General features: G+C 44.3%; 13 protein-coding genes. All 13 read left to right on the plus strand.

From position 1 onward, the window contains the following. The coding region (gene hisD / locus CCU_RS12465; protein WP_208896249.1) for a histidinol dehydrogenase at positions 1–834 on the plus strand (834 nt) is incomplete at its 5' end. Positions 835–871: 37 nt separating this feature from the next. After that, positions 872–1,474, plus strand: a complete 603-nt coding sequence (gene hisB, locus CCU_RS12470) for an imidazoleglycerol-phosphate dehydratase HisB (RefSeq protein ID WP_015534907.1) — start codon at positions 872–874, stop codon at positions 1,472–1,474. 17 nt (positions 1,475–1,491) lie between these two features. Then, positions 1,492–2,766 carry a bifunctional phosphoribosyl-AMP cyclohydrolase/phosphoribosyl-ATP diphosphatase HisIE gene (hisIE, locus tag CCU_RS12475; RefSeq protein WP_015534908.1) on the plus strand — a complete coding sequence of 425 codons (1,275 nt, stop codon included), beginning with the start codon at positions 1,492–1,494 and terminating at the stop codon, positions 2,764–2,766. Positions 2,767–2,784: 18 nt separating this feature from the next. Then, positions 2,785–5,448 (plus strand): alanine--tRNA ligase, encoded by a 2,664-nt coding sequence (gene alaS / locus CCU_RS12480; protein ID WP_015534909.1) that lies wholly within the window; start codon positions 2,785–2,787, stop codon positions 5,446–5,448. Between the two features lie 148 nt (positions 5,449–5,596). Continuing rightward, positions 5,597–5,773: a 30S ribosomal protein S21 gene (rpsU, locus tag CCU_RS12485; RefSeq protein ID WP_004851031.1), complete on the plus strand. Its 177-nt coding sequence runs from the start codon at positions 5,597–5,599 to the stop codon at positions 5,771–5,773. Positions 5,774–5,885: 112 nt separating this feature from the next. Beyond that, positions 5,886–6,161: a YabP/YqfC family sporulation protein gene (locus CCU_RS12490; RefSeq protein WP_015534910.1), complete on the plus strand. Its 276-nt coding sequence runs from the start codon at positions 5,886–5,888 to the stop codon at positions 6,159–6,161. A gap of 4 nt (positions 6,162–6,165) precedes the next feature. Beyond that, on the plus strand, positions 6,166–7,437 hold the full coding sequence (locus CCU_RS12495) for a sporulation protein YqfD (RefSeq protein ID WP_208896250.1): 1,272 nt from the start codon (positions 6,166–6,168) through the stop codon (positions 7,435–7,437). Positions 7,438–7,465: 28 nt separating this feature from the next. Then, a complete protein-coding gene (locus CCU_RS12500; protein ID WP_055144479.1) occupies positions 7,466–8,488 on the plus strand; it encodes a PhoH family protein in 1,023 nt (340 codons plus the stop codon). Position 8,489: 1 nt separating this feature from the next. Further along, complete coding sequence (gene ybeY / locus CCU_RS12505) at positions 8,490–9,002, plus strand: rRNA maturation RNase YbeY (RefSeq protein ID WP_015534911.1); 513 nt, start codon at positions 8,490–8,492, stop codon at positions 9,000–9,002. Continuing rightward, positions 8,989–10,086: a DUF3048 domain-containing protein gene (locus CCU_RS12510; RefSeq protein ID WP_015534912.1), complete on the plus strand. Its 1,098-nt coding sequence runs from the start codon at positions 8,989–8,991 to the stop codon at positions 10,084–10,086. The genes ybeY and CCU_RS12510 overlap by 14 nt, the downstream gene beginning before the upstream one ends. 90 nt (positions 10,087–10,176) lie before the next feature. Then, positions 10,177–10,584, plus strand: coding sequence for a hypothetical protein (locus tag CCU_RS12515; protein WP_015534913.1), 408 nt, complete (start codon positions 10,177–10,179; stop codon positions 10,582–10,584). A 37-nt stretch (positions 10,585–10,621) separates the two neighbouring features. After that, positions 10,622–11,866, plus strand: coding sequence for an aminoacetone oxidase family FAD-binding enzyme (locus CCU_RS12520; RefSeq protein WP_015534914.1), 1,245 nt, complete (start codon positions 10,622–10,624; stop codon positions 11,864–11,866). Then, a partial coding sequence (locus tag CCU_RS12525) for an NAD(P)/FAD-dependent oxidoreductase (protein ID WP_208896251.1) occupies positions 11,853–13,245 on the plus strand: 1,393 nt, incomplete at its 3' end. The genes CCU_RS12520 and CCU_RS12525, both read left to right, overlap by 14 nt.

The raw sequence follows: 13,245 nt of genomic DNA on the forward strand, positions 1-13,245 counted from the left end.
GAGAAGATAGTCATGACAACTCCATGTAATGCTGAGGGTGAGGTGTACGCCACAACACTCGTTGCAGCAAAGGAAGCAGGAGTGGATGAGATATACAAGGCAGGCGGCGCGCAGGCCATAGCTGCCCTTGCATACGGAACAGAGTCAGTACCTAAGGTTGACAAGATAGTTGGCCCTGGAAACATATTTGTCGCTCTTGCAAAGCGTGCCGTATACGGACATGTCAGCATAGATTCCATAGCCGGCCCATCAGAGGTAATGGTACTTGCCGATGAGACTGCCAATTCTAGATACGTGGCTGCAGATCTGCTGTCACAGGCAGAGCATGACGAGATGGCATCAGCCATACTTGTGACCACATCAGAGGAGCTTGCCGAGAAGGTATCAGTTCAGGTTGACAAGTTCATCGATGAGCTTTCAAGAAAAGAGATAATGAGAAAGTCTATAGACAATTATGGATATATTCTTCTTGCAGACAACATGAGCGATGCCATAGATGCTGTCAACGACATTGCATCAGAGCATCTCGAGATCGTCACAGCCAATCCATTTGACGTGATGACAAGAGTGAAGAATGCTGGAGCTATATTTATCGGAGAATACTCATCAGAGCCTCTTGGAGATTACTTTGCAGGCCCTAACCATGTACTTCCAACAAACGGTACAGCAAAGTTCTTCTCACCGCTTTCAGTAGACGATTTCATCAAGAAATCCAGCATAATCTACTATTCAAGAGAGGCACTTGAGGCAGTTCACACTGACATTGAAGCATTTGCCAAGGCTGAGCAGCTCACAGCACATGCCAATTCAATAGCAGTAAGATTTGAAAAATAAGACATAATGATATAGAATATGGGAAGGAGACAGGGATATGGCAGAGAAAGCAGCTAGAATCGCCAAATGTACAAGAACGACAAACGAGACAGACATAACCCTCGAGTTTAATATAGATGGAAAAGGACAGTCAAAGATCGACACAGGAATCGGTTTCTTTGACCACATGCTCACAAGTTTTGCGAAGCATGGTTTCTTTGATCTCAACGTTACAGTCAAGGGAGATCTGTATGTGGATTGTCACCATACCATTGAGGATGTGGGAATTGTGCTGGGCAAGGCCATCAAGGAGGCTCTTGGAGACAAGAAGGCCATCAAGAGATTTGGCAATTTCTTCCTGCCGATGGACGAGACTCTCGTAATGTGTGCCATAGATCTGTCGGGAAGACCATATCTTGTCTATGATCTGAACCTACGCACAGAGAGGGTTGGATACTTCGACACACAGATGGTCAAGGAATTCTTCTATGCAGTATCATACGCTGCTGAGATGAATCTCAATATTAAGCAGTTCTCAGGGGAGAACGATCACCACATCATAGAGGCCGCATTCAAGGCATTTGCGAAGGCTCTTGATGAGGCGACAACTTATGACAGAAGATTAAACGGAAAGGTGCTTTCTACCAAAGGCACACTTTAAGGAGGTGCTGGTTCACTATGGATAATGATATGATCTGCAAAAAGATAATTCCATGTCTGGATCTGAACAATGCGGTCGAGATGGCAAAATATTACAATGATGCCGGAGCTGATGAGATAGCTTATTTTGACAGCAAGGCAACAAAAGATGGCAGAGAACCCAATGTTGCCATTATAAGACAGATATGTGACAGTGTTGATATTCCACTTATTGCCTGTGGCGGTGTGAGGGAGCTTGAAGATGTCAAGAAGCTTCTGTATGCAGGTGCATCCAAGGTATGTATGAAATCTGCGGCGCTGAACACGCCGGAGCTTGTCACTGAGGCTTCTGACAGATTTGGTTCAGAGCGAATAATCTGTACTATAGATCTTAGTGAGTGTGATGATCCTGTCGGATATGCCAGAAAACTGAAGACGCTTGGAGCGGGAGAACTTCTGCTGCTTCACAACAACATGGTGCCGGAATATCTGGATATAGTAAAATCCATAAGAGAAAATGTTGCACTTCCTGTTATAGTTTCTACCTATTCCACTAACGGGGAAGCTGTGGCAGAGATGCTCAATGAGACAAATGCTGAATCAATTTCTCTGTACAATCTCCAGAAGATGGATATAATGGAGATTAAACAGCATTGCCGTGAGGCAAATATAGATGTGGATCTGTTTGAATCGTCCATGCCTTTTGAGGCGTTCAAACTCAATTCGGATGGACTTATTCCATGTGTTACACAGCACTATAAGACCGGTGAAGTGCTCATGGTCGCTTATATGAACAAGGAGTCGTATGAGAAGACCATCAGAACAGGACGCATGACATACTGGAGCCGCAGCCGCAATGAGCTGTGGACCAAGGGTGATACATCCGGTCATTATCAGTTTGTCAAGTCTCTTACGATAGACTGTGACAAGGACACCATACTTGCCAAGGTGTCACAGATAGGAGCTGCGTGTCATACAGGCAGCCGTACTTGTTTCTTTACAGATCTGGTGAGAAAGGAGTACAATGATACCAATCCTATGAAGGTATTCGAGGAGGTATACAATACCATACGCGACAGAAAGGATCAGCCAGGAGATGATTCTTATACCAATTATCTGTTCGGCAAGGGTATTGACAAGATCCTGAAGAAGGTCGGTGAGGGAGCTACGGAGATAGTCATAGCTGCCAAGAATCCTGATTCAGAGGATATAAAATATGAAATATCTGACTTCCTTTATCATCTCATGTGTCTGATGGTAGAGAGAGGAATCAGCTGGAAAGATATTACAGAAGAACTGGCTGACAGAAGATAGAGTGGAGGATATTAGACAATGCAAAATTATGGCGTGAACGAACTGAGAAAAATGTTCCTGGAATTCATGGAGAGCAAGGGTCATCTTAGAATGAAGAGCTTTTCACTTATTCCACACAATGACAACAGCTTACTGCTGATCAATTCAGGTATGGCACCACTTAAGCCTTACTTTACAGGTCAGGAGGTACCACCTAGAAGACGTGTGACAACATGTCAGAAGTGTATCAGAACAGGAGATATCGAGAATGTAGGTAAGACAGCCCGTCATGGTACATTCTTTGAGATGCTGGGTAATTTCTCATTTGGCGATTATTTCAAGCATGAGGCTATATCATGGACATGGGAGTTCCTCACAGAGGTTGTAGGACTTGACAAGAACAGACTCTATCCATCGGTTTATCAGGATGACGATGAGGCATTTGATATATGGAATAAGGAGATCGGTGTCGATGCTGACCGTATATTCAGATTCGGCAAGGAGGACAACTTCTGGGAGCACGGAGCTGGTCCTTGTGGTCCTTGTTCAGAGGTTTACTATGACAGAGGCGAGAAGTATGGCTGCGGTAAGCCTGGCTGTACTGTAGGCTGTGACTGTGACAGATACATGGAGGTTTGGAACAACGTATTTACACAGTTCAACAATGACGGACACAACAACTACACAGAGCTTGAGCAGAAGAACATAGATACAGGTATGGGTCTTGAGAGACTCGCAGTTGTTGTTCAGGATGTTGATTCTATATTTGATGTTGATACGATCAAGGCTCTCCGCGACAAGGTATGTGAGATGGCAGGCGTGGAATATGAGACAGATCATGAGAAGGATGTATCGATCAGACTTATAACTGATCATATCCGTTCAGTTACATTCATGACATCAGATGGTATCGTTCCATCGAACGAGGGCCGTGGTTATGTTCTTAGACGTCTTCTCAGACGTGCTGCAAGACACGGAAGACTTCTCGGCATCAAGGGCAAGTTCCTGTCAGAGCTTGCAAAGACAGTTATCGAGGTGTCAGAGGATGCATATCCTGAGCTCAGTGAGAAGAAGGAATATATCTTCAATAAGATAGACAAGGAAGAGGAGAGCTTCAATAAGACCATAGATACAGGTCTTGCGATCCTCAAGGATTATATAGACGAGACTAAGGCTGCAGGTGAGAAGGTTCTCTCAGGTGACAAGGCATTCAAGCTCTATGACACCTATGGATTCCCTCTTGATCTCACAAAGGAGATCCTCGAGGAGGAGGGGATCGAGGTTGATGAGGACAGATTCACCGAGTGCATGAATATCCAGAAGGAGACTGCAAGAAAGGCCAGAAAGACCACAACATACATGGGTGCAGACGCAACCGTATATGAGCAGCTTCCTGTTGACATGACATCTGAGTTTGTCGGATATGACAAGCTGACATACAAGTCAACTATATCAGCCATCACAACAGAGGTTGGTGAGGGTGATGATAAGAAGTCAGTTCTTGCAGATACTGTATCTGAGGGAGCACAGGCTTCAGTTATAGTTCCTGAGACACCTTTCTACGCTACCATGGGTGGTCAGATCGGTGATAAGGGAATCATCAAGACAGAGAACGGTACATTCGTTGTTGAGGATACTGTCAAGGTTGTAGGCGGCAAGATCGCACATATCGGTTATGTTGAGTCAGGCGAACTCAATGTTGGTGATGAGGCAGAACTCACAGTTGATGCTGAGAACAGAGCACTCATATGTAACAACCATTCCGCAACACATCTTCTTCAGAGAGCACTCAAGATGGTTCTCGGAGATCATGTAGAGCAGGCAGGTTCACTCGTTGAGCCGGGAAGACTGAGATTTGACTTCTCACATGATCAGGCGATGACTAAGGAAGAGATCAAGAAGGTTGAGGATATTGTAAATGAGCAGATCCAGCTCGATATACCTGTATGCACGGATGTAATGTCTGTAGATGAGGCTAAGGAGACCGGAGCCATGGCTCTGTTTGGTGAGAAGTATGGTGAGAAGGTCCGTGTGGTATCAATGGGAGACTTCTCAAAGGAGCTCTGCGGTGGTACACATGTTGCCAGCACAGGAGCTATAAAAACATTCAAGATCATATCAGAGGCAGGTGTGGCCGCAGGTACAAGACGTATCGAGGCACTTACATCTGTCGGAGCACTTGATTACTACAGAAATGTAGAGCAGGAGCTCATGGATGCTGCAAAGGCAGCTAAGACTGATATCTATGGTGTGGCATCAAGAATAGAACAGCTTCTTGCAGAGGTTAAGGAACTTACGAATGAGAATAAGAAGCTCAAGGATAAGATGGCAAAGGAGGCAGCTGGAGACGTTCTTTCAAGTGCTATAGACAAGGACGGAATCAAGATCCTCACAGCGGCTATCCCGGATACAGATATGAATTCACTGAGGAACCTCGGAGATGACTTCAAGAGCAAGCTTGGTGACAGCGTTGTTGTTCTTGCATCTGCAAAGGATGGCAAAGTAAATCTCATTGCCATGGCTACAGACGGCGCAGTTGCTAAGGGAGCCCATGCCGGTAATATCATCAAGGCCGTGGCTGGCCTTGTAGGTGGTGGCGGCGGTGGTCGTCCTAACATGGCTCAGGCCGGTGGAAAGAATCCTGACGGAATCGAAGCAGCTCTTGCCCAGGCGGTTACAGAGGCTCAGAATCAGATAGCTTAAGGTTTCGTGACAGATATTTTATTAATTTGTCATTTTCCTGTTGACGATTAGGAATTTTATGTATATAATACATTTTGTGCTTAAAAATACCCAATCAGTTGTTATTTGGTAGCATAATTTTACAACTGGAGGGAGGTCAGGTGAGAGAATGTCAAGTGTAATAGTTAAAGAGAACGAAAACTTAGATAGCGCTCTTCGCAGATTTAAGAGAAATTGTGCGAAGGCTGGTATTCAGCAGGAGATTCGTAAGAGAGAGCATTACGAAAAGCCTAGTGTAAAGCGTAAGAAGAAGTCAGAGGCAGCTAGAAAGCGCAAGTACAAATAAATCATAGTATATATATTTGATTTTAAATTGATTTCTAAGAGTACCGAGTTTATTCGGTACTCTTTTTTTATGTGTATTCATATAATGTTCCAAAAGCGTTATGGTGGTATTCATGAAAGACAGAGCGAAAAAAGTTATAGCATTTGAACCTCCGTGCTGGTGTCCGGACTCGGCGGGAACGACCTCCAGACTCACCATGTTCAACAATGATGAGCTGGTGATAGAGAATTTCAGACATGTGATCTACTCTGACGACGAGAGAGTGTCTGTTAAGACCCGGAAAGGGATATTGAATATATATGGGGAAAGATTACAGATCGCTTACTATGCATCCTATGAAGTGAAAATATGCGGTTCGATAAACAGTGTAGATTGGCTGACAGTGTGACTGCATGAATATTAGAAGGGAAATAAGAGGTGTGTGCTATGTGAGCTGTGACAGCCGCGCAGCTCTGCGCCTGATGAATATATGCAGCCATAAAGGAATACGTACATGGTGCGAGAGGGATGTAAAGAAGAACAGAAAAAAGAATGGCAGTAAACAGAATGACAGTAAATGGAATGGCAAGGCAGAAAACTTCTGCATATACTCCGATGACAGAAAAAGACTTGAAGAGATAGCGGACAAATGTATGATAGATATCCGAATAGCTGAGAAGAAGACTCTAAGAACCGGTTTGCTGGGCAATAGGAAGAGGATCTCGATATTACTCGGAGTTTTATTATTTTTGCTGTTTGTATACTGGGAATCAGGGTATGTATGGTACATAGAAATTGACGGATGTGAGGATTATACAAGTGAGGAAATTGCAGATCTTATCGAGATGGAGTATCCGTGCTATGGACATAGAAAAAAGAGTATTGATCTGAGCGAACTGACAGACATGCTGACGGATAATCTTGGGGAGATATGTTGGGCATCCTGCAGCATCAGTGGGACAAAGCTTACAGTTGCGCTCAAGGAGTCCGTGGATGTATTTACAGTTCCGGAAGATGGCAGACCGTGTGATCTCGTGGCCACAATGGATTGTACGATCTATTCCCTTGTTGCATCGGCGGGGACGCCTGTTGCATCGGTTGGAGATGAAGTAAAAAAAGGGGATACTCTTATATCGGGAACAGTTAACATATACAATGATGACAGTGAGGTTGTGGATACGGTGTTTGTACCTGCTTCCGGAGAGATATATGGTCTTTGTGATGTAGAGTACAGAGATGTGGTTGAGAGTGAGCTCCAGGAAAAGGAGACTACAGACAGGAAGGTAAACAAAGTAGATATAAAAATTGGACGCCGGGTATTTACTCCGTATAAAACTGCTGCCTCCGACGGCTCATACGACCTTTCCGCCGAGGAAAAACGGCTGCATATCGGCGATATGTATTTTCCGTTATCCGTGAATATAGAGCGAAAAGTGTTCTATAAAGTAAATACACGTAGGCTTACGGATAAGGAGCAGAAAGACAGACTTAACCAGCATCTGCATGTTTATATTGGCAAAATGCAAGAAAAAGGGGTGCAAATTGTCCGAAAAAATGTTATTATTACTAATGAACGCGGTGAGGCTTCGGCTGAAGGCGATATCAGTATCAGACTCCCGGTTGCTGTGCCGAGATATATTGACGTAAACAATACATCGGGGAGCGAAGAGGTGGAGCCTGACTGATAAATAATAATGACAGGGGATACAAGTATTGAGCGAATATTCAGAATCCGTAACTGTTGCATCAAACTATATACAGACTGTGTTTGGACAGTTTGATGCCAATATAAAAAAGATTGAGAAAGAATACAGTGTGTCAATGATACTTCGCGATGACAAGCTTAAGGTCAGCGGCTCCGAGGAAGGCGTGAAGAAGTCTATTCAGGTTATAGAACAGCTCTTCCAGATGGCAGACCGTGGCTCGTCCATCGATGAACAGAAGGTAGACTACACTATGTCGATAGTCAATGAACACCCGCAGGAGGCTAAGGAGAGTCTTGCTGAGCTTGACAGGGACATAATCTGTCACACGATGAGCGGCAAGCCGATCAAACCGAAGACTGTCGGACAGAGATCATATGTCAATTCAATAGAAAAGTCCATGATAGTATTCGGAGTGGGACCTGCCGGAACAGGAAAGACTTATCTTGCCATGGCAAAAGCCATAACGGCATTTAAGAATAATGAGGTTGGAAGGATCATACTTACAAGGCCGGCCATAGAGGCCGGTGAGAAACTGGGATTTCTTCCGGGTGACCTTCAGAGCAAGGTTGATCCTTATCTTAGGCCGCTCTATGATGCATTGTATGAGATAATGGGTGCTGATGCATTTATGAAGAATATGGAAAAGGGACTGATCGAGGTTGCTCCTCTTGCCTACATGAGAGGAAGAACTCTTGATAATGCGTATATTGTGCTGGATGAGGCCCAGAATACCACTCCTGCCCAGATGAAGATGTTCCTTACCAGAATAGGATTTGGCTCAAAGGCCATAATAACAGGAGACCTTTCACAGAAGGATCTTCCACACGACGCGCAGTCAGGTCTTGATGTTGCACTCAAGGTGTTAAAGGATATTGATGACATAAGCATTTGCCATCTGACGAGTCTTGATGTTGTGAGACATCCTTTGGTGCAGAAGATCGTAAATGCGTATGAAAAATATGAGGATAAGATGAGCAGACAGGCAAAGCCTAGAAAAACCACAACTGCTCAGAAAAACAGAGGAAAATAATATGTCAGTTAATATTGAGAATGAGTATGGAGATATTGATATTAAGAATTATGAGGATGTCATAACAAGTATCGTCCAGGCTTCGCTGGAATTCGTTGGGTGTCCATATCCCTGCGAAGTGAACGTGCTGCTCACGGACAATGACTCCATACATGAAATCAATAACCAGCAGAGGAATATAGACAGGGCGACAGATGTTCTGTCATTTCCACTGATTGATTATACAATTCCTGGAAACTTTGATGGTCTCGAGGATAGCCGGTGTGACTACTTTGATCTTACTACAGATGAACTGCTATTGGGAGATATCGTTATATCTATTGATAAGGTGTATGAGCAGGCAACTGAGTACAATCACTCAAAGACGAGAGAGCTGGCTTTTCTTGTAGCCCACAGCATGCTCCATTTGTCAGGATATGACCATATGGAGGACGATGAGCGCAGGGTCATGGAAGAGATGCAGGAAAAAATACTTACAATGAAAGGATATACAAGAGACTATGAGGAGAATTAAGACGGGATTAGTTCTGGCAACCGCTCTTGTGATGGGATTATCACTTTTTGGATGCGGCTCGAAGAAAACGGAGGAGAATGTCACTACAACGGAGGCTAAGGCAGAGGTGGATGTATCACAGGCCGATATGATGAAGTCTGCCACAGCGGTTGATGAGACTTACCATGAGGGAGTATATAATGATCTTACAGGCGAGTGGAACACCGACAGAAAGGAAGAGTACGGAAGACCGATCGCTATAATGATCAACAATATTGAGAATGCGATTCCTCAGTCAGGTATAGGCCAGGCTGATGTTTTATATGAGTTTGTCGTTGAGGGCGGAATAACAAGAATGCTTGCAATATTCAACGACTATGACAATCTTGAGAAGGTCGGTTCGATCAGAAGCTGCAGACCTTACTATGTTACAACTGCCATGGAGTTTGATGCTATATACATGCATTATGGTCAGTCTCCACAGGGACAGGAGGAGCTTGACAGGACAGGAATAGATCATATAAGCGGACTTGGTGGAGAAGGATCTGTATCTTTCTACAGATCATCAGACCGCGAGGCTCCACACAATGTGTACACAAACAGCGATATGATCAAGGCTGGTCTTGATTATCTTGGATGCTCAACTACCCACAACAAGGGATACAAGAGCAAGTTTGAGTTCAATGAGGAAGATACGGTTCCTGAGGGCGAGTCTGTAAACAAGCTCACACTCAACATGTCAGTTTACACACAGCCTTGGTTTGAATATGATTCAAAGAATAAGGTATATAACAGATTCCAGTATGGTGACAAGCAGATCGATGACCTCACAGGAAAGCAGCTCACATTCAAGAATATCATCATACAGTTTGCTCACTACACCAGCATTGATGATCACGACAGACAGATGATCGATCTCGTTGGCACAGGAGACGGATACTATGTTTCAGATGGAAAGATCGTTCCTATCACATGGACAAAGTCAACCGATGACTCCGTGACAAAGTATTCAACAGCAGATGGAAAAGAACTTCAGCTCAATCCGGGCAAGACATATGTCACAGTATTTGAGAGTGACAATAAGGCCGGAGTTGTATGGGAATAATACAGACATAAACCACATATATTAACAAGGACAGAAGATGGGATGGAATATCCTGTCTTCTGTTTTTTGTTATGAAGAGAAGGTGTGGTAATGTTTAAAAGAATTATGTATTTTTTTGTTATCATTATAGCGGTATTTGTGTTATCTTTTATAACTAGAGAGATCGTGGTGAGTACGGCGTGCAGATCCGGAGACAGTAAAAGTGTGTATAGAGAATTTGACGGTATGGATAGCGGGCATATATTACCCATATCAAATGAGAGTGAACCGGAGCTTTACGGAGGGCTCGTGATTGCTGCTGAGGGTGGAACACCACATGGCAATTTCTATGTGAGCACTTATAATGGACATGTGGCGGTGTACAACAGATTTGGCAGTCTTTGCAGGGAGACGACTCGTACAGTGGATTCATTGGACAAACGTATAAGAGAACTGATCCACAAGCACGTGTATTTCAATGATATAGATGACATGAACAGGTTTATTGACAGCCTGTAAAACGTATGATAAATGATTATGGGAAAGGTGTATCGGAATGATTTATGATATTATAGTTATCGGCGGTGGCCCGGCTGGGATGACAGCCGTAATAAAAGCAAAAGAGACAGCACCATCGGCTTCGGTAAAGCTTATAGATAAAAACAAAAAACTCGGAAAGAAGCTGTATGCGACGGGAAATGGCAAATGTAACATTGCAAATACGAAGCTTGATCTGTCGTGCTATTCCAGTGCAAATGAATTTTTCCCATTTCAGTTCGTAACAACGGACAGTCATAATGATGTCATGGATTTTTTTGAAAGTCTTGGTGTTTCCAGCTATGATGATAATGGATATATATATCCTGCATCGCTGCAGGCATCTACCATAGTGTGGGCACTGACGGACAGGCTCAAAATTCTTGGTATAGAAAACAGCACATCGGAAGAAGTCCTGAGTATAAAACAGGGAAAAGATGGTACATATATTGTAGACACAGACAAAGGCGGGTATAGGACGACCCAGGTGATACTTGCACCCGGAGGTGCGGCTGCGCCAAAGCTTGGCGGATCTGATAGAGTATACAGACTTCTGGATGATCTGAATGTACGGTTTGTGAAACCGCATCCGGCTCTGTGTAAATTAAAATGCCATGAATATATATCTGATATGTCAGGGGTACGTGCAAAGGCTGTTGTCCGCCTAATGTGTGATGGCGAGGAGTATGACCACGAGAGAGGCGAGGTTCAGTTTGTATCGGGATATCTTTCGGGTATAGCGGTTTTTAATATGAGTATACAGTGTATAGACCTGATGGAGACTGGCAAGAAGCCATACATAGAACTTGAACTTGTTCCGGACATCAGTGATGATATGCTGGCGGACAGGATGAGACGATTTGCCGAGGTAAATGGCAGACGGAGAGTCGAGGCGATGCTCAATGGTATTGTCAACGAGAAGATCGCCGGGTATATTATAAAAAGTCTTGGTATCAAAGCTTCTGAAGCGGCCGGACTTGACGCGGCTGATATAACATCCATATGTGATATGCTCAAACATATGAGATTCAACATAGATGGATTCGGCAGCTATGAGGACAGCCAGGCGGCAAGCGGTGGAGTTGACACATTGCAGCTCAGGGCAGATAACCTGGAACTTGATGGACACAGAGGCTTATACGCCGCTGGAGAGTATGTCGATGTGACCGGCAAATGTGGTGGATATAATATAATGTGGGCTGTTATAAGCGGCATGAGAGCCGGGGAGTCTGCAGGAAAGAGAATAAAAGATGATCAGAATTAACAATGTAAAACTGCAGCTTGGATTTACAGAGGCAGATGTTAGAAGTGTTATCAAAAAGACGCTGAAGACAGATAAGGAGTTTGAGTATATTTTTTTCAAGCTGTCTCTTGATGACAGGCGGAGAAACCAGGTGAAATATATTGCATCCATAGATGTGGATGTTCCGAATCCGGAAAAATTATTGAAAAGACTTCACAATAATAATGTTATGTTAACAAATGCTACCCAATATAGATTTCCGGAGCCGGGAAATGTCAAAATGACCTATAGGCCTGTGGTGATAGGAACAGGACCGGGTGGCTTATTTGCTGCACTGTATCTTTCCAGAGCCGGATACAGACCGGTTGTTTTTGAGCGCGGCATGGATGTTGACAGGAGAATGGAGCATATAGAGAGATTCTGGAAGGGTGAGGAAGGACTTGATCCAAATTGTAATGTACAGTTTGGAGAGGGCGGCGCAGGAACCTTTTCGGACGGCAAGCTGAATACGGTCATAAAGGATGGCTCGGGCAGACGCACTGAGGTCATGCGGACATTTGTGGAGTATGGTGCAGATCCGTCCATAATGTATATAAATAAGCCACATGTCGGCACTGATGTGCTGTCTGGTATTGTAAGGAATATGCGTGAGGATATAAAGAGACTTGGCGGAGAGGTACATTTTGATTCACTTTTTACCGGTTATGATCAGATCACACAGGATGAGGTGTGTGTACATATAAAGAACCTTTCAGATGGCAGTGAGAAGGAATACAGGACAAATGCCCTTGTTCTGGCACTTGGACACAGCTCAAGGGATACTGTGGAGATGCTTTACAAAAAAGGTGTTCCGATGGAGCCAAAGCCATTTGCCATGGGACTTCGTATCGAACACAAGCGAGCAGATATAGATGTCATGAAGTATGGCGATGATCCGGCGTATGCAAAGCTGCTGCCGGCGGCAGACTACAAGATGACGCATCAGGCGTCAAATGGCAGGGCTGTATATTCATTCTGTATGTGCCCTGGAGGTTACGTGGTGAATGCATCATCCGAGCACGGTGAGACGTGTGTGAATGGTATGAGCTACAGCGGCAGGAATGGTGAGAATTCCAACAGCGCCATTGTGGTAAATGTTACCCCGGAGGATTACGGGTCAGATCATCCTCTTGCGGGAATGAATTTTCAGAGAAGATGGGAGAAGGCCGCATACGAGGCCGGACAGGGGGCTGTTCCGGTGCAACTCTTCGGAGATTACAGAAGGGACATTCCTACGGAAAAGCTGGGCGGTGTTAAGCCTCAGATTATGGGTAAGTACAGGCTTACAAGCCTCAAATGCTGTTTGCCAGAGTATATAAAGGATGCTATAATAGAAGGAGTTGTGTCATTTGATAAGAGGA

Origin of the sequence: Coprococcus sp. ART55/1, from assembly GCF_000210595.1 — a bacterium.
GTDB classification, from domain to species: domain Bacteria; phylum Bacillota; class Clostridia; order Lachnospirales; family Lachnospiraceae; genus Coprococcus; species Coprococcus aceti.